Source organism: Rhizobium sp. R86522 (assembly GCF_042466255.1).
In the GTDB taxonomy this organism is placed as follows: Bacteria; Pseudomonadota; Alphaproteobacteria; order Rhizobiales; family Rhizobiaceae; genus Allorhizobium.
Genome location: NZ_JAXHBX010000001.1, coordinates 546,702 through 564,751, shown reverse-complemented (window position 1 = coordinate 564,751; position 18,050 = coordinate 546,702). Strand labels below are relative to the sequence as shown.

15 protein-coding genes and 1 tRNA gene are annotated in these 18,050 nt (G+C 61.5%); 9 read left to right on the top strand and 7 right to left on the bottom strand.

Annotated elements, in window-relative coordinates:
- Positions 1 to 3: 3 nt before the first annotated feature.
- Both SJY08_RS02620 and gltB read right to left on the bottom strand, forming a co-directional pair.
- The gene (locus SJY08_RS02620) at positions 4 to 1,458 is read right to left on the bottom strand and encodes a glutamate synthase subunit beta (RefSeq protein WP_377274625.1); all 1,455 of its coding nucleotides are present in this window, start codon (positions 1,456 to 1,458) and stop codon (positions 4 to 6) included.
- Positions 1,459 to 1,544: 86 nt separating this feature from the next.
- Positions 1,545 to 6,263 (bottom strand): glutamate synthase large subunit, encoded by a 4,719-nt coding sequence (gene gltB, locus SJY08_RS02615; protein WP_377274624.1) that lies wholly within the window; start codon positions 6,261 to 6,263, stop codon positions 1,545 to 1,547.
- Positions 6,264 to 6,676: 413 nt separating this feature from the next.
- Here gltB and SJY08_RS02610 point away from each other — a divergent pair, with 413 nt between their 5' ends.
- From SJY08_RS02610 to SJY08_RS02590, 5 genes are all read left to right on the top strand, one after another.
- Entirely contained in the window at positions 6,677 to 7,723 is a 1,047-nt protein-coding gene (locus SJY08_RS02610) for a threonine aldolase family protein (RefSeq protein WP_377274623.1), read from the top strand.
- Positions 7,724 to 7,868: 145 nt separating this feature from the next.
- Positions 7,869 to 8,171, top strand: a complete 303-nt coding sequence (locus SJY08_RS02605) for a DUF2282 domain-containing protein (protein WP_054148217.1) — start codon at positions 7,869 to 7,871, stop codon at positions 8,169 to 8,171.
- 59 nt (positions 8,172 to 8,230) lie between these two features.
- Entirely contained in the window at positions 8,231 to 9,169 is a 939-nt protein-coding gene (locus SJY08_RS02600; protein ID WP_377274622.1) for a DUF692 family multinuclear iron-containing protein, read from the top strand.
- A complete protein-coding gene (locus tag SJY08_RS02595) occupies positions 9,159 to 9,938 on the top strand; it encodes a putative DNA-binding domain-containing protein (RefSeq protein WP_377274621.1) in 780 nt (259 codons plus the stop codon). The genes SJY08_RS02600 and SJY08_RS02595 overlap by 11 nt, the downstream gene beginning before the upstream one ends.
- Complete coding sequence (locus tag SJY08_RS02590) at positions 9,935 to 10,534, top strand: DoxX family protein (protein ID WP_054148216.1); 600 nt, start codon at positions 9,935 to 9,937, stop codon at positions 10,532 to 10,534. The genes SJY08_RS02595 and SJY08_RS02590 overlap by 4 nt, the downstream gene beginning before the upstream one ends.
- A gap of 27 nt (positions 10,535 to 10,561) precedes the next feature.
- On the opposite strand, the gene SJY08_RS02585 is transcribed toward SJY08_RS02590, so the two are convergent.
- Complete coding sequence (locus SJY08_RS02585; RefSeq protein ID WP_054148215.1) at positions 10,562 to 11,032, bottom strand: Hsp20 family protein; 471 nt, start codon at positions 11,030 to 11,032, stop codon at positions 10,562 to 10,564.
- Positions 11,033 to 11,431: 399 nt separating this feature from the next.
- Here SJY08_RS02585 and SJY08_RS02580 point away from each other — a divergent pair, with 399 nt between their 5' ends.
- Positions 11,432 to 12,424: an alpha/beta fold hydrolase gene (locus SJY08_RS02580; RefSeq protein ID WP_377274620.1), complete on the top strand. Its 993-nt coding sequence runs from the start codon at positions 11,432 to 11,434 to the stop codon at positions 12,422 to 12,424.
- 10 nt (positions 12,425 to 12,434) lie between these two features.
- Here SJY08_RS02580 and hisN read toward each other — a convergent pair whose 3' ends face one another.
- Positions 12,435 to 13,211, bottom strand: coding sequence for a histidinol-phosphatase (hisN, locus tag SJY08_RS02575; protein ID WP_377274619.1), 777 nt, complete (start codon positions 13,209 to 13,211; stop codon positions 12,435 to 12,437).
- A 326-nt stretch (positions 13,212 to 13,537) separates the two neighbouring features.
- Entirely contained in the window at positions 13,538 to 14,413 is an 876-nt protein-coding gene (locus SJY08_RS02570) for an N-formylglutamate amidohydrolase (RefSeq protein ID WP_377274618.1), read from the bottom strand.
- A 198-nt stretch (positions 14,414 to 14,611) separates the two neighbouring features.
- On the opposite strand from SJY08_RS02570, the gene cpdR1 reads away from it, so the two are divergent.
- Both cpdR1 and SJY08_RS02560 read left to right on the top strand, forming a co-directional pair.
- Complete coding sequence (gene cpdR1, locus SJY08_RS02565; RefSeq protein WP_006726917.1) at positions 14,612 to 14,974, top strand: response regulator CpdR1; 363 nt, start codon at positions 14,612 to 14,614, stop codon at positions 14,972 to 14,974.
- A gap of 95 nt (positions 14,975 to 15,069) precedes the next feature.
- A tRNA-Val gene (locus SJY08_RS02560) sits at positions 15,070 to 15,144 on the top strand.
- Positions 15,145 to 15,232: 88 nt separating this feature from the next.
- Here SJY08_RS02560 and SJY08_RS02555 read toward each other — a convergent pair.
- Both SJY08_RS02555 and SJY08_RS02550 read right to left on the bottom strand, forming a co-directional pair.
- Positions 15,233 to 15,658, bottom strand: a complete 426-nt coding sequence (locus SJY08_RS02555) for a hypothetical protein (RefSeq protein WP_377274617.1) — start codon at positions 15,656 to 15,658, stop codon at positions 15,233 to 15,235.
- Between the two features lies 1 nt (position 15,659).
- A complete protein-coding gene (locus tag SJY08_RS02550; protein WP_377278447.1) occupies positions 15,660 to 16,355 on the bottom strand; it encodes a fumarylacetoacetate hydrolase family protein in 696 nt (231 codons plus the stop codon).
- A gap of 258 nt (positions 16,356 to 16,613) precedes the next feature.
- Here SJY08_RS02550 and SJY08_RS02545 point away from each other — a divergent pair, with 258 nt between their 5' ends.
- Positions 16,614 to 18,041, top strand: coding sequence for a mannose-1-phosphate guanylyltransferase/mannose-6-phosphate isomerase (locus tag SJY08_RS02545; protein WP_377274616.1), 1,428 nt, complete (start codon positions 16,614 to 16,616; stop codon positions 18,039 to 18,041).
- Positions 18,042 to 18,050: the final 9 nt, after the last annotated feature.

Sequence of the window (18,050 nt, the reverse complement as noted above, 5' to 3'; positions counted from 1 at the left end):
GGATCAGCGCGGCAGCACGCTTTCACCCATCAGCGCCTCGTCGATGGCGCGCGCGGCCTGGCGTCCTTCGCGGATCGCCCAGACGACCAGCGACTGGCCGCGACGGGCGTCACCTGCGACCCAGACCTTGTCGACCGACGAACGATAATCCTTGTCGTTGGCAACGACGTTGGTCGAGCCGCGACGGTCGGTATTGAGTTCGAGCTTGCCGTCGAGATCCTTCAGCACGCTGTCGGTGAACGGACCGGAGAAGCCGATGGCGATGAAGGCGAGATCGGCCTTGATGATGAACTCGGTGCCCGGGATCGGCTTTCGGCGCTCGTCGACCTGGCAGCACTTCACGCCGGTCAGCACGCCGTCTTCGCCGACGAATTCGAGCGTTGCCACCTGGAATTCGCGGTTGGCACCTTCGGCCTGGCTGGACGAGGTGCGCATCTTGGTCGCCCAGAAGGGCCAGATCGCAAGCTTGTCTTCCGTCTGCGGCGGACGCGGGCGGATGTCGAGCTGGGTCACCTTGACGGCGCCCTGGCGGAAGGCCGTGCCGACGCAGTCAGACGCCGTATCACCGCCGCCGACAACGACGACATGCTTGCCACCGGCGAGGATAGGATCGGCCGGCCAGCCGATGCTGTCGATGTTTTCGCGGCCAACACGGCGGTTCTGCTGCACGAGATAGGGCATGGCATCATGCACGCCATGGAACTCGACGCCGGGAATGCCGGCCTCGCGCGGCGTTTCAGAACCACCGCAATACAGGACTGCGTCATAGTCCGCGCGCAGCTTCTCAACGCTCACGTCAACACCGACGTTGACGCCGCAATGGAAGGTGACATTTTCGCCCTGCATCTGCTCGACGCGGCGATCGATGAAGTTCTTTTCCATCTTGAAGTCCGGAATGCCGTAGCGCAACAAGCCGCCGGGCTTCGACTCGCGCTCATAGACATGCACCTCATGCCCCGCGCGGCCGAGCTGCTGGGCAGCGGCGAGACCCGACGGGCCGGAGCCGATGATCGCGACCTTCTTGCCGGTATGGATGGTCGCCGGCTGCGGCACGATGAAGCCGAGTTCATAGGCCTTGTCGGCAATCGCCTGCTCAACGGTCTTGATCGCGACAGGCGTATCCTCAAGGTTCAGCGTGCAGGCTTCCTCGCACGGCGCCGGGCAGACGCGACCCGTGAATTCAGGGAAGTTGTTCGTCGAGTGGAGGTTGCGGATCGCCTCCTCCCACTTGTTGTTATAGACGAGGTCGTTCCAATCAGGGATCTGGTTATGCACCGGACAGCCGGTCGGACCATGGCAATAGGGAATGCCGCAATCCATGCAGCGTGCCGCCTGCTTCGTCACCTCGGCATCCGACATGGGGATCGTGAATTCGCGGAAATGGCGGATGCGGTCGGAGGCCGGCTGATACTTCGCCACCTGCCGGTCGATTTCCATGAAACCTGTAACCTTGCCCATTTTAAAGTCCTGCTAATCTGAGCTTCAACTGCACGGCCGAGCCGTGGGCGACGACATCCCGGCCATCCGGGATGTCGAGGTGGCAATCATTCGGCGGCAACGCCCATGCGCATGCGTTCCATTTCCTCAAGCGCACGGCGGTATTCCACCGGCATGACCTTGCGGAACTTCGGGCGATACTCCGCCCAGCTGTCGAGGATCTGCTTGGCGCGGTTCGAGCCCGTATAGTGCAGATGGTTCGAGATCAGCTGGTAGAGGCGCTCCTCGTCGTGGCGGGTCATGTCGCCGGACACGTCGACAAGGCCCTTGTGCATGAGGTCGCCACCGTGATGGTGCAGCTTCTCGAGCATGTCGTCCTCTTCCGGAACCGGCTCGAGTTCGACCATGGCCATGTTGCAGCGCTTGGCGAAATCGCCGCTCTCGTCAAGCACGTAAGCGACACCACCCGACATGCCGGCTGCGAAGTTGCGGCCCGTTTCGCCGAGCACGACGACCACGCCGCCCGTCATGTATTCGCAGCCGTGGTCACCCACGCCCTCGACGACGGCGATAGCACCCGAGTTGCGGACAGCGAAACGTTCGCCGGCCACGCCGCGGAAATAGCACTCGCCGGAGATCGCACCGTAGAGAACGGTGTTGCCGACGATGATCGAGTTCTCGGCAACGATGCGGGCATTCTCCGGCGGACGCACGACAATGCGACCACCCGAGAGGCCCTTGCCGACATAGTCATTGCCATCGCCCACGAGATCGAAGGTGATGCCACGCGCCAGGAAAGCGCCGAAGGACTGACCGGCCGTGCCGTTCAGCGTGACATGAATAGTATCATCCTTCAGGCCCTTGTGGCCGTAGCGCATGGCGACTTCGCCCGAAAGCATGGCACCGGCCGAGCGGTCGACGTTCTTGATATCGACGTCGAAGACGACAGGCTGCTTGGCTTCGAGCGCCGGCATCGCCTTCTCGATCAGCTTGCGATCAAGAATGTCGATGATCGGATGGTTCTGGCGTTCGGTCCAGTAGGTAGCGGACTTCGGCGCATCGACCTTGTGGAAGATCTTCGAGAAGTCGAGCCCCTTGGCCTTCCAGTGGGCGAGCATCTCGTCCTTTTCCAGCAGTTCCGAAGCACCGATGATCTCGTCGAGCTTGGTCACGCCGAGCGAGGCGAGGATCTCGCGCACTTCTTCGGCAACGAAGAAGAAGTAGTTGATCACATGCTCGGGCGTACCCTTGAAGCGCTTACGCAGGACCGGGTCCTGGGTGGCAACACCCACGGGACACGTGTTCAGATGGCACTTGCGCATCATGATGCAGCCGGCCGCAATCAGCGGTGCGGTCGCAAAGCCGAATTCGTCGGCGCCAAGCAGCGCGCCGATGATGACGTCACGGCCGGTCTTCAACCCGCCATCAACCTGCAGCGCGATGCGCGAACGCAGACCGTTCAGCACCAGCGTCTGCTGGGTCTCGGCAAGACCGATTTCCCATGGGCTACCCGCATGCTTCAACGAGGTGAGCGGCGACGCGCCGGTGCCGCCATCGAAACCCGAGACCGTGATATGATCGGCGCGTGCCTTGGCAACGCCAGCAGCAACCGTGCCGACGCCGACTTCCGAGACGAGCTTGACCGAGATGTCGGCCACAGGATTGACGTTCTTCAGGTCGTAGATGAGCTGCGCCAGATCTTCGATCGAATAGATGTCGTGGTGCGGCGGCGGCGAGATCAGGCCGACGCCCGGGGTCGAGTGACGCGTCTTGGCAACCGTCGCATCGACCTTGTGGCCGGGCAGCTGGCCGCCTTCGCCGGGCTTTGCACCCTGCGCGACCTTGATCTGCAGCACGTCGGCATTGACCAGATATTCGGTGGTCACACCGAAGCGGCCCGATGCAATCTGCTTGATCGCCGAACGCTCGGGGTTCGAGGAACCGTCAGCGAGCGGCAGGTAACGATCGCTTTCCTCGCCACCTTCGCCCGTGTTCGACTTTCCGCCGATCTTGTTCATGGCAATCGCGAGCGTGGTATGCGCCTCGCGGCTGATCGAGCCAAAGGACATGGCACCGGTCGAGAAGCGCTTGACGATATCGACAGCAGGCTCGACCTCATCGATCGAAACAGGCTTGCGACCAAGGTCTTCAGCCTTCTTGATCTTGAACAGGCCGCGGATCGTGTTCATCCGCAAATTGCTGTCATTCACCATCTCGGCGAATTCGCGGTAGCGGTCCTGGCTGTTGCCGCGCACGGCATGCTGCAGCGACGCGATCGAATCAGGGCTCCAGGCATGGTTTTCGCCACGCATGCGGTAGGCATATTCACCGCCGACATCGAGCGTGCTGGCGAGAACCGGATCCTTGCCGAAAGCCGAGAGGTGACGGGCAACGGTTTCCTCGGCGATTTCCTCGAGGCCAATGCCCTCGATGGTCGTCGCAGTGCCGAAGAAATACTTGTCGACCAGTTCGGACGAAAGACCAATAGCGTCGAAGATCTGGGCGCCGCAATAGGACTGGTAGGTCGAGATGCCCATCTTGGACATGACCTTCAGAATGCCCTTACCGACAGCCTTGATGTAGCGGTAGACGACTTCGTCTTCCGACACTTCCTTGGGGAACTCGCCATGCTTGTGCATGTCGAGCAGCGTGTCGAAGGCGAGATAGGGGTTGATCGCCTCGGCGCCGAAGCCCGCGAGACAGCAGAAGTGATGCACTTCGCGTGGCTCGCCGGATTCGACCACGAGACCGACCGAGGTACGCAGCCCCTTGCGGATCAGATGGTGATGGACGGCAGCGGTCGCGAGCAGCGCCGGGATGGCGATGCGGTCAGGGCCGATCTGACGGTCGGAGAGCACGATGATGTTGTACCCGCCACGCACAGCCGCTTCCGCCCGCTCGCAGAGGCGATCGAGCATCTCCGGCATGCCCTCGGCGCCACGGCTGACGTCATAGGTGAAGTCGAGCGTCTTGGTATCGAAGCGATCTTCGACATGACCGATCGAGCGGATCTTTTCCAGATCGCCATTGGTCAGGATCGGCTGGCGGACTTCCATGCGTTTGGCATTCGCCATGCCTTCATGGTCGAGGATGTTAGGGCGCGGGCCGATAAAGGACACGAGGCTCATGACGAGCTCTTCGCGTATCGGATCGATCGGCGGGTTGGTGACCTGGGCGAAGTTCTGCTTGAAATAGGTGTAGAGCAGCTTCGACTTTTCCGACATCGCCGAGATCGGCGTATCGGTCCCCATTGAGCCGATCGCTTCCTGACCGGTGGTGGCCATCGGCGACATCAGGAGCTTGGTGTCTTCGGTGGTGTAGCCGAAGGCCTGCTGGCGATCGAGGAGCGACACGTCGCGACGTAGCGCCCGCGGCTCGACCGGCTTCAGATCCTCGAGGATGAGCTGGGTGCGATCCAGCCACTCGCGATAGGGATGACTGCCGGCAAGCGACGACTTCACTTCCTCGTCGGAAATGATGCGGCCTTCCGCCATGTCGATGAGCAGCATCTTGCCCGGCTGCAAACGCCACTTCTTGACGATGCGCTCTTCGGGCACCGGCAGGGTGCCGGCTTCGGATGCGAGGATCACGCGGTCGTCGTCAGTGACGATATAACGGGCCGGGCGCAGGCCGTTACGGTCGAGCGTCGCGCCGATCTGGCGACCATCGGTAAAGCAGACCGCAGCTGGGCCGTCCCACGGTTCCATCAGGGCTGCATGATATTCGTAGAACGCCTTACGCTCCTTCGACATCAACTGGTTGCCCGACCAGGCCTCCGGTATCAGCATCATCACCGCATGCGCGAGCGAATAGCCACCGCGCTGCAGGAACTCGAGTGCGTTGTCGAAGCAGGCCGTGTCCGACTGACCTTCATAGGAGATCGGCCAGAGCTTGGAGATGTCGTCGCCGAAGAGCGGCGAAGACACCGAGGCCTGACGCGCAGCCATCCAGTTGACGTTGCCGCGCAGCGTGTTGATTTCCCCGTTATGGGCGACCATGCGGTATGGATGCGCCAGCTTCCACGACGGGAAGGTGTTGGTCGAGAAGCGCTGGTGCACGAGGGCAACGGCAAACTCGAAGCGCGGATCGGCAAGATCCTTGTAATAGGCACCGACCTGATAGGCGAGGAACATGCCCTTGTAGACGATCGTCGAGGACGACAGCGAAACGGGATAGAAGCCGGTTTCCTGGCCGCCATACTGGTCGTAGATGCGGTTGGAGATCACCTTGCGCAGCAGGAACAGGCGACGCTCGAATGCATCCTGGGTTGCGGCATCACGGCCGGCGCCGATGAAGACCTGGATCTGGCGCGGTTCGGTTGCAGCAATCTCAGGCGCCTTGGACAGCGAAGAATTGTCAACAGGCACGTCGCGATAGCCGATCAGGTGCTGGCCTTCGGACTGACAGACTTCGGCGATGACCTGCTTGAAATGCGCGATCTGCTCTTCGTCCTGCGGGAAGAAGAAGTGACCGACGGCATATTCGCCCGCCTTCGGCAGGGTGATGCCCTGGGCCGCCATTTCCTCACGGAAGAAGCGGTCGGGGATCTGCACGAGAATGCCCGCGCCATCGCCCATCAGCGGATCAGCGCCGACGGCGCCGCGATGGGTGAGGTTTTCGAGGATGAACAACCCGTCCTTGACGATCTGATGCGACTTCTGCCCCTTCATATGGGCGATGAAGCCAACGCCACAGGCGTCATGTTCGTTGCGCGGATCGTAGAGACCCTGTTTGGGAGGCAGACCGGTGCGCGCGATCGCCGTCTCGGCGACTGCTTCCGCACTGGCGGACCGCATGATCTCTTCGGATGACGGAACCTTCGTCATGACCTTTACCTCCGTTGAAGCCGGACTGGCCGGGCTGATTGGACCCATCTCAGGCACCGATGGGCGCCAGCGACAGTCACCCAATCCTACGCGGATCGCTTGACCACCCCATGACGCCCGAAAACACATCGCCTTCGAAACCGGAATTAGGTCAACTAGTCTGACCTAATTTCTGCTGTTCCTATGACAGAAAGTAAACGCTCATGCAAGAGTTGCCCAGGAAAATTAACCGGGCGAAGGATGCGAAATTACGACACAGGGGCAACGGGCGAAATTTTATTACGCCAATTGCCAGAACTGCATCACCTTCTTGCGCAGTCGACACTCTTTATTGGCGTTATAGCCGGGCCACATTGATAGCCATGCGGAAAGAGATAAAGTCCCTGGGATCACTCCCGCCTCAGGATAATGCCATGCACTTCGCTTCAGACAACTGGTCCGGCGCCCATCCCAGGATCGCCGAAAGCCTGACCCGCCATGCCCAGGGCTTCGCCTCCGCCTATGGCACGAGCGACCTCGACAAGGCGGTGGAAGACCGGTTCAGCGCCATTTTCGAACGCGACGTCGCCGTCTTCTTCGTGGCAACCGGCACGGCGGCCAACTCGCTGGCGCTTGCAAGTGTTGCCAGGGCCGGAGGCGTCAGCTTCTGTCACGCCGATGCACACGTCAATGCGGACGAAGGCGGCGCGCCGGAGTTCCTGACCGGCGGTACCCGGCTCTTTGGAGTCGAGGGCGCAGAGGGCAGGATCGACCCACAGGCACTGGAGGCCGCGATAGCCCGCTTCGAGCCGGCCTCTCCCCATCATGGTCGCGCCATGGCCGTCACGGTCACCCAGGCGACGGAGGTCGGAACCGTCTACACGCTCGACGAGCTCGACAGGATCGCGGCGATCGCGAAGGCGCGTAATCTGCCGCTGCACATGGATGGCGCGCGATTCGCCAATGCCCTCGTCGCACTCGATGCAACACCGGCAGAGATGACCTGGAAGCGCGGGGTCGACATTCTCTCCTTCGGCGGCACCAAGAACGGCTGCTGGTGCGCCGAAGCCATCGTCTTCTTCGATCCCGGCATGGCGGCCGATATGCCGTTCATCCGCAAGCGTTCCGCCCAGCTCTTTTCCAAGAGCCGCTTCATCTCGGCCCAGCTCGAGGCCTATCTCGACGGCAACCTCTGGCTCGACCTCGCGCGCCACTCGAACGCCATGGCGGACCGGCTGCGATCGGGTCTGGCAGTGAAGAACACCGCGCGCCTCGCCTGGGACACGACGGCGAACGAGGTCTTTGCCGTCATCGAAAAATCCTCTGCCGAACGTGCCCGTGCCAAGGGGGCGAAATTCCATGAATGGCAGCCCCCGCACGGATGGCTTCCCTTGCCGACCGACAACGAGGTCCTAATTAGACTGGTGACGAGCTTTGCAACGACAGTAGAAGACGTTGATCAATTCATAGAAGTCGTGTGAGCCGAAGGTTTCTTACAGATAAAGCGCGCACGTTTTACACAAAAAACCTTGATTTTTCAAACGGCCCACTCCTCGACATGATGCAGTTGCCAGCCCCGATGAGGGCTTCAACGACACCACGCATCACGATCCGAGGAGACTTTTCATGACCAAGACCACCATCAACACCGTCGCACTCGCCGCTGCCGTCACCATGGCCATCGGCAGCGCCGCCCTCCTGTCCGGCCCGGCCGTCGCCCAGGAGAAGGAAAAGTGCTTCGGCGTTTCCATGGCCGGCAAGAACGATTGCGCAGCTGGCCCCGGCACCACCTGCGCCGGCACCTCGAAGGTCGACTTCCAGGGCAATGCCTGGACCTATGTCGCCAAGGGCACCTGCACCGCGATGGCCCTTCCGGATGGCCGCATGGGTTCGCTCGAAGCCCTCGACCGCGACCTTCCGAAGGCTTGAGACAGCACGGCACCTGCGGCTCGTCCGCAGGTGCCGTCCCGCTTTCCTTTCCAGGACGAATGCTTGAGGAGCCGGCCGTGTCTATCCATCCCGCCGTAGAGATCGCTTTTGCCGACAGAAGCCGACAAGGCGCTGCCGCCCGTCTTCCCCGCCGAGCAGGCGCAGGTTTCAAGCCTCAGCATGCCGACCAGATCCTTGCGGACGATTTCCGGATTGGCTTTCTCGAAGTCCATGCCGAGAACTACATGGGCGCCGGCGGCCACCCGCACCGCATCCTGACCCGCATGCGCGAAGACTTCCCGATCTCGATCCATGGCGTTGGCCTCTCGATCGGCAGCCCGACAGGCCTGGACCCGGAACATCTCGCTCGCCTCAAGACAGTCGTTGACCGCTACCAGCCGGAACAGGTCTCCGAACATCTCGCCTGGTCGACCCACGACAGCCACTTCTTCAACGATCTCCTACCCGTACCTTATGACGCAGCGACGCTGATCAGGGTCTGCGACCATATCGACCAGGTACAGGAGACGCTAGGACGCCGGATCCTGCTCGAGAACCCGTCGACCTACCTTGGTTTTGAAGCCTCGACCATGTCAGAGACGGACTTCATCCGGGCGATCGCCCGCCGTACCGGCTGTGGCCTTTTGCTCGACATCAACAATATTCATGTGTCGGCCACCAATCACGGTTACGGCGCCCGCGACTATCTCGCCGATTTCCCACTCCTCTGCGTCGAGGAAATCCACCTCGCGGGGCATGCGGAAGATATCGACGATGCCGGTCTCCCGCTGCTGATCGACAGCCATGACCGCCCGGTGGACGATCTCGTCTGGGATCTCTATGCCCATGTCATCGGCAAGCTCGGCCCCCTCCCAACCTTGATCGAATGGGACAATGAAGTGCCTGACTGGTCCGTCCTCAAACGTGAGGCGCAACTGGCCGACGCGATCCTCGACCGCCATGTCGTTGCCGACCTGGGGCTTCGCCATGCGTCCTGACCCGGTCTCCAGCGGCGCCTTCGCCGAAGCGCTTTTCGCACCGGACCTGCCTTCGCCGGAAGGGCTGACTGGTCGAGAAGAGACGCGACCGCAACGCCGCTTCTCGGTCTACCGCAACAATGTCACCGTCTCGCTGGTCGATGCTCTCGCTTCAATCTTCCCGACGGTCCAGAACCTTGTTGGCGAAGACTTCTTTCGCGCCATGGCCCGCCTCTATGTGGCCTCCCATCCGCCCACCTCTCCCCTGCTCTTCACCTACGGCGAGAGCTTTCCCGCGTTTCTCGAGTCCTTCCCGCCAGCGGCGGACCTACCCTTCCTCGCAGATGTCGCCCGCGTCGAGCGCCTCTGGCTCGATGCATATCATGCAGCGGACTCAGTCCCGCTCGATCCGGCAGCGCTTGCACAAATCCCGGCCGAGGAACTGGCAAACATACGCTTTCGGCCGCAGCCCGCGACCCGCATGAGCCGCCTCCGTCACGCCGCCGGCACCATATTCCGCCTTGACCGGGCCGGCATGTCGCTCGAAGGCGTTAACCCGCTCCTGCCGGAGGCCGTGCTCGTCACCCGTCCGGCCTTCGATGTTTCGATCGAAATCCTGCCCTCGGGCGGAGCTCCCTTCTTTGAACGACTTCTCACCGGGCACCCACTCGGCGACGCATGTCTCGCAGTAGGAGAGGAAGCCGCTGACATCCCCGCCCTTATCGGCCTTGCCCTCACCTCGGGCGCATTTGCCGCGATCGACCTTCTCCAGGAAAGCGAAAGACCATGACAGCTGCCATCGCAATCATCGAATTCTACCGCCGCACGATCCGTCGGATGGAGCCCATGCTTGATCGATGGTTTCTCGGGCTCTTTGCGCGGCTGGTCTTTCTGGCGGTGCTCGTTCCCTATTACCTGAATTCGGCGCTGACCAAGTTTGACGGTCCCTTCTCGATTTCCGACGGTGCCTATTACCAGATCGCCCTCCCGGCCGTGGATGCCGCCGGCGGCGATGTATCGGCCGTATCCTTCTTTCCCTGGGGGCTGATGGTCTTCCTAGGTTCCTATGGCGAGATAATCCTGCCGTTGCTGCTCGTCGTGGGCCTCTTCACCCGCATCGCCGCCCTCGGCATGATCGCCTTCATCGCCGTGCAGAGCTTGACAGACATCCTCGTCCACAATGTCGATGCCGGCACGATTGGCGCCTTGTTTGACCGTTTTCCCGACAGCGTCATCCTCGATCAGCGCCTGCTATGGATCTTCCCGCTCGCCTACCTTGTCGTAAAGGGCGCAGGGATGCTTTCTCTCGACAAGCTGCTCTGCACGATCTGGACCAAACGGATGGCCGGGCATGAAAAAGGCGGCCGGCTTTCGCCGACCGCCTGACTGGGGGCCAGATCGTCTAGAAAACGATCAGTTCACATGCGCCTCGATCGCCTTGGGCGCGCTGCCGAGGGGCTCTGCGGCAATCGAGATCCGGCGCGGTTTCATCGCTTCGGGGATGTTGCGCAGCAGATCGATGTGCAGCAGGCCGTTCTTCAGCGAAGCGGCGGTGACTTCCACATGATCGGCAAGCTGGAAGCGACGCTCGAAGGCGCGCTTCGCAATGCCGCGATAGAGGAATTCGCTCTGCTCGGCCTTCTCGTCCTCGAGCTTCTCACCCTTGACGGTCAGCACATGGGCATGCGCCTCGATCGATAGCTCGCTTTCGTCGAAGCCGGCAACGGCCATGGTGATCCGGTAGAGGTTCTCGCCGGTGCGTTCGATGTTATAGGGCGGATAGCTCTGCGCCTGTTCGGGCTGACCGAGGCTGTCCAGCATGGTGAACAGGCGATCGAAACCGACGGTGGAACGATAGAGCGGGGAAAAATCGACGTGACGCATTGTGTCCTCCTTGAAGCGACGTTGGCGTTCTCTTGAGTCCGCTGGCATCCCGCTTGGGGCGATGCTGGCGGCGGTCTGCGGACCCTTCCGGCGTCCGCAGAACCGATGTGGGAAATGGCGCGATCGAATTCAAGATCTTCCGTCCCAGCGCCGCTCATGCCGCGATGAACTGCGGGTGAACGCCTGGTTCAAGCCGGGTTCAAGCATACTCATCTAGGTTTGGATCATCGGTTGTCTCGACCGACCGGGCCGGAGATATCGTCCCTTCCACTTCGGCCGGACTTCGCCGGAACCGCAGCCCTCCGTCTGCGGTTCCGGCTTTTTTCTTTGACTTGCGACCGGGCTGCAGCCTATCCCCAAGAGACGAGACGCGACTTCAACCGACAGGCAGTTGCAGGCATGGACGCCATTCTTCACGCCACCCCCGGAAACCCGATTCCCGGCAGGCCACAGGTAGGCTTCTTTGAGGGCCATCGCGGTATCCGCCTGCGTTACGCGGTCTTCCGGTCGAGTGCCCCGAAGATCAAGGGCACGATCGTCCTCTTGCATGGACGAAACGAAAGCATCGAAAAGTATTTCGAGACTATCCGCGAGCTCAATGAAAGCGGCTTCTGGGTTGCGACCTATGATTTTCGCGGCCAGGGCGGGTCGGAACGGCTGCTGAAGAAGGATCCGCGCCGAGGACATGTCGGCCGCTTCGACCATTATGTCCGCGACCTCGAGATCTTCCTCGAACAGATCGTGCTGCCGGACACCCGTCTGCCCTTTTTCCTGCTCGCCCACTCGACCGGTGGCCTGATCGCCTTGAAGGCGGCTCCGCGTCTTTCCAACCGCATCGAGCGCATGGTGCTGGCGGCCCCCTTCGTCGGCCTCGGCGGCCAGAAGACATCGCCGGAGAATATCCGCCGGATTGCGACCCTCGCAAGCTTTACCGGTTTCGGCGGCATTTCGCTGACGAAGGACGAGCCCTTGAAACCCTTCGAGGGAAATCCGCTGACATCGGATGCCCTGCGCTTTGCCCGCAACCAGCGGATCATGCTCGACCATCCGGAACTGGCACTTGGCCCACCCACGGCGCGCTGGCTCTACGAGAGCCAGAAGGCGATCGACGCCATCCGCAAGCCGGGCCATCTCGCATCGATCACGGTGCCGACGGTGATCATAGCGCCCGGCAATGATCCGATCGTGCCGTATCACTATCAGGAATCCATGGCACAATATTTCCGCGCCGGCCAGCTGGTGCCGGTCCCCGGCGCACGCCACGAGATCCTGCAGGAGCAGGATCGCTATCGCAAACAGGCGCTAGCCGCCATCTTTGCCTTCATGCCGGGCGGCGAGCCAGACGATGCAGATCCCGCCGAAGAACTGACAGTCTCCACCCTGGAGGCCTGAGCGAAAGGGCTTAGCCGCGCTTGAGCATGTCCATGGCCTGCGCATGAACGGCCCTTGAGCCGGCCGCGATGATCGAACCGCCAGCCTCAGGTCGCCCGCCGTCCCAGGTGGTGATGATCCCACCCGCCTGCTCGATGATCGGGATCAGCGCGCCGACGTCATAGGGCTTCAAGACAGTCTCGATGACCAGATCGACATGACCGGCTGCGAGCAGGCAATAGGCGTAGCAGTCCACGCCGTAGCGGAAGAGCTTGACCTTGTCCTGCACGGCCTGGAAGCGCTCGACTTCCCAATCCTTGAAGAGATGCGGCGAGGTGGTGAAGAGGATCGCGTTTTCGAGCGATCCGCAATCGCGCACCTGATTTTGCCGTTCGCCATCGGGGCCTGAGTACCAGGAGCGCTCGCCATCGGCATAATAGCGCTCGCCGGTGAAGGGCTGCTCCATCAGCCCCATGACCGAGCGGCCTTTTTCCTGGAAGCCGATCAGCGTGCCCCAGACGGGAACGCCGGAAATGAAGGCCCGCGTGCCGTCGATCGGATCGATGACCCAGAGATGATCGCTGTCCATCCGGATATTCTCGTGCTCTTCGCCAAGAATGCCATGGGTTGGAAATTCCGCTTCGATCAGCGTGCGGATGGCAATTTCGGCCGCCTGGTCGCCTTCGGTGACGGGGTCGAAACCGGCTTTCTCCTTGTTGACCACAGACAGGCCCGAGCGAAAGCGCGGAAGGGTCTCGGCCTTGGCGGCATCGGCCAAGCGAAAGAAAAAATCACGATCTGGGCGCATGGAAAGATCCGTCGTCTGGAGGGAGCTCCGTCTTAACGCCAGTCGCAAGGAAAGAAAACCACCGCCGGCCGCCTTCTTCGCCCTCACCGGACGCCCGCCGACCGGCCTCAGAGCGCGAAATTGCGTAAATTTTGGCCTTGCTCAAAAATGCACCAATTTTCGACTTGACAATGGTGCACCGCAACATCTAACGTCTCACTTACAGTCTTCTGACTGTAAATACCCTCCTTGGGTGTTTCCTCCCTAGACTTAACCGCGCCACGAGCGCGGTTTTTTTTGCCCGGCACAGAGCGCCGAGGGCCGCAACATCTGGAAATCGGAAAAAACTATTCGGCCGCCAGCGCCCGGTCGCCGGCATAGTCGGCGACGAAATCTGCCATCTGCTCCATGAACACGGCGAGCGAGCCGGCTAGGACATCGAAGTCAGAACGCTTTTCGAGCGTCGTCTCGTCGATATAGATCGAGCGATTGACCTCGATCTGCAGCGCGTGCAGCCCGCGGGCCGGTCGGCCGTAATGCTCGGTGATGAAGCCCCCGGCATAGGGCTTGTTGCGCACGGCCGCAAAGCCGAGGTCCTCCAGGAACTGCAACGCCGCCTGGCTGAGCTCGGTTGACGCGCTCGTCCCATAACGGTCGCCGATAATGAAATCCGGCTTCAGACCGCTGCCCGCGACGCGGATATTGCCGGGCATCGAATGGCAGTCGATCAAGACGCCGAAGCCGAACATCGCATGGGTCCGGGCAATCAGCCGGCGCAGGCAGGCATGATAAGGCTTGTAGCAGCTCTCGATCCGCTCCATGGCGACCGAAAGCGGCATGCGCCTTTCGTAAATCTCCATGTTCTCGGCAACGATGCGCGGGATCGTGCCCAGCCCGCCCGCCACACGCGCTGAATTGCTGTTGGCAAAAGGCGGCAGCGGATCGGAAAACATCCGCGGATCGAGCTCGTAGGGCTCCCTGTTGACGTCGACATAGGCGCGCGGGAAATGCGCGACGAGCAGCGGCGCACCGAAGCCGGGCGCCGCCGAGAACAGCTCATCGACGTAATGATCCTCCGAACGGCGAATCGAAATCTCGTCGAGTCGCGACTTACCGAGGAAGGCCGAGGGGTATCGACGACCGCTATGGGGGGAGTTGTAGACAAAGGGAATGGTCTGGGTCGCGGGCTCTCGAACCTCGAACAGGTCGAATTCGTTGGTCATCCGCTTTCCAGGGCCTCTTCTTTACCAAGTCACAAACTTGTTGCGTGTCTCATGTTGCCAGTCGCCCGGTGCAAAGTCCATACTCCCGGAAATGGCGGAGCAGGCTCACTTTCTCGTTGTTCACCGGTTCTTTACTGAGCCGACCCTAAAGTGAGCGGCTGCAAGCTTACCCATGCAATCGAGTACAGCGGTCCCTAAATGACTCAGAAAATCCTTCTCGCCGAAGATGACAACGACATGCGCCGGTTCCTGGTAAAGGCGCTCGAAAAGGCAGGCTACAAGGTCTCCTCCTTCGACAACGGCGCCTCAGCCTATGACCGCCTGCGGGAAGAACCCTTCTCCCTTCTGCTCACCGACATCGTGATGCCGGAGATGGACGGCATCGAGCTGGCGCGCCGCGCCACCGAACTCGATCCGGACCTGAAGGTCATGTTCATCACCGGCTTCGCCGCCGTTGCGCTGAACGCCGATTCGAAGGCGCCGAAGGACGCAAAGGTCCTGTCCAAGCCTTTCCACCTTCGCGATCTCGTCGACGAAGTGAACAAACTCCTTGCGGCATAAGGCCTTCTCGAGAGATTGAAAAAATCTCTTCACAAAACTGCAAAATGCCTATTGACGGGCGAACAGGTTTTGTGGTCTTAAGCCGCTCATCGGATGGGCGTGTAGCTCAGCGGGAGAGCACTACGTTGACATCGTAGGGGTCACAGGTTCAATCCCTGTCACGCCCACCATTCGAATTCTTTCAAGGGCTTGCCGGAAACGGCGAGCCCTTTTGAATTTGAGGTTTGCGATCCGCTTGAGATCGCGAATCAGGCGACCTTACCCCTTCACTACCGCCACCTCTTCCCCCGCATAGACCACTACATAACCGCCCTGCGGCTTCAGCGCTTGTGCCCGCTCTTCGAGCCAGCTGAGATACCGTTCCTCCCGCCAGATTTCCCCTGCCTCGGGCTCCACCAGCACCGTCAGCTGCGGCCCCTGCGCATACATCATCATGCGGCTGACGCTCGGCTCCCATTCATCCCCGAGCGTCGGGTCCGTGCGCCAGAGACAGAAGAAGTCGCGACAGGTCGCAGGCCTGACATCATAGGCGTCGCAGCCACCACCAACGAGGCAGTGGCGACAGGGTTCGTTGGCCGGTTTGTCGAATTCGGCGATGTCGGGAAGGATGCAGCAGAGCGAACAGGTTCCGCAGTCGCGGCCCGGCACCAGCGCCGGGCCCTGCCCTTGCCCCGAGAAAGTCATGTCAGGCCGCCGGACCGATGGTGACGGAGATCGGCGAGAGCCCCTCAACCGCCCCCAGGAGCCGGTCACCCGGCTGCAGCGCGCCGACGCCCGACGGCGTGCCGGTAAAGATCAGATCGCCCGGCGTCAGATGATAGTAGCGCGAGAGATGGCTGATGATTTCAGGCACCGACCAGACCATCTCGTTGAGATGCCCCTCCTGGCGAAGGCCGTCGTTGACGGTAAGCGAGATGCGCTGCGAATTGGGCTGGAAGTCGCCAGCCGCGGTGATGGCGCCGATGACAGCCGAATCCTCGAAGGCTTTCGCGATGTCCCAGGGACGCTGTTTTTCCTTCATGGCGTTCTGCAGATCGCGCCGGGTCATATCAAGCCCGACGGCATAGCCGAATACCGCCTCCACCGCGTCATCGGTCGAGACCCGGAAGGCGGGCGCCCCGATTGCGATCACGAGTTCGATCTCGTGGTGGTAATCCTCGGTGCCGGGTGGATAGGCGATCGCGCCCCCCTCGATGACGAGACCCGTCGCAGGCTTGGTGAAGTAGAAGGGCGCGACACGATCGACGGTGTTGCCGAGCTCGGCGGCATGGGCGGCGTAGTTTCGCCCGACACAGAAAATGCGGTGAATGGGAAAGCCCTCTTGCCGGCCATCGATCGGGACAAGCGGGGCGGTCGGAACGGAAAAGAGCGGACGAGTCACAGACAAGGGCATTCTCTCTGGATTGATGAGGCTCGGGCCCGCCAAGACTGGCAGCGGGGATCACCAGCATACCCGCCTGAGCGCGGCAATGCATCCGGCTTGATTGGCAAGGTTGAATGGTCGGCCGGGCTTGGAACATACCGCCAAACATGTAACAAAACCGCCGCAGCTGCGTTCACCTGCCCGTAGGGCATCGTGCTCGCTCCGACATCAGCCGGGACGGATCCGCCCCGGCAAGACATCGAAAGGCATAAAAACATGAGCAACAAGATCGTGCCGGTCATCATGGCCGGCGGCAAGGGAACAAGGCTTTGGCCGCTGTCGCGCGCAGCCGCTGCGAAGCAGTTCATCCGCTTCCTCGGCGATGAGACCTTGCTGCAGAAGACGCTCGCCCGCGTCTCCGACGCGACGATCTATGAAGCCCCTGTCATCGTGACCAATGAGGACTTCCGTTTCCTCGTCGCAGAACAGGCCCGCGAGATCGGTGTCGCGCTTGATGGCATCATCCTGGAACCGGAGGCGCGCAACACCGCGGCCGCTGTCGCCGCCGCCGCTTTGATCGTCGGTGAGCGCCATGGCAGCGAGACGCTGATCCAGATCCTGCCCTCCGACCACGAGATCACCGTCGATGATACCTATCGCGGCTGTGTGCAAAAGGCGGCCCGTGCGGCGCGCGACGGCAAGATCGTCACCTTCGGTATCACGCCGACCGAGCCCGCAACCGGCTACGGCTATATCGAGATCGGCGACGACCTCGGAAATGGTGTGAACAAGGTCACGCGCTTCGTCGAAAAGCCGAAGGCAGAGGTCGCCGAAAAGATGCTGGCGAGCGGCAACTATGCCTGGAACTCAGGGATGTTTGTCTTCTCCGCCGGCCAGATGATCGCGGAGCTTGAGACGCTGGCGCCTGAAGTTCTCGCGGCCGTCCGGACCTCGATCGAAAAGGCCAAGGGCGATCTCGACTTTACCCGCCTTGATGGGACAAGCTTTGGCCAAAGCCCGAGCATCTCGATCGACTATGCAGTCATGGAAAAGACGCCGAACGCCGCCGTCGTTCCGTCCCCGATCATCTGGTCAGACCTCGGCAGCTGGGACGCGATCTGGAAGCTCGCCGAAGGCGATCAAAACGGCAATGTCGTCAGTGGCAACGCCACCGTCTCCGACACCACCAATTCGCTCGTCATGTCGCGCAACGCCCATCTCGCCGTCCAGGGCATGGAGGGCGTCGCCGTCGTCGCCTCCGAAGACGCCGTCTATGTTGGTCGCCTCGACCGGGCCCAGGATGTCGGCAATCTCGTCAAGATGCTCGCCGCCGACAAGAAGACGGCGCATCTCACCGAAAACCACCCGACGGCCCTTCGCCCCTGGGGTGGCTATACCTCGATCCTCAATGGCGATCGCTTCCAGGTGAAGCGCCTCTTCGTGCATCCGGAAAAGAAACTCTCGCTGCAGAAGCATCATCACCGTGCTGAACACTGGGTCTGCGTCAAGGGAACGGCAGAGGTCACCATCGACGACAAGGTCACTGTCCTGCACGAGAACCAGTCGATCTACATCCCGCAAGGATCCGTGCACCGCCTCGCCAATCCCGGGAAGATCCGCTTGGAGGTCATCGAGGTCCAGACCGGCTCCTATCTAGGCGAGGACGACATCATCCGCCTGGTCGACGAATTCGGCCGGAGTTGAGTTCAGGCC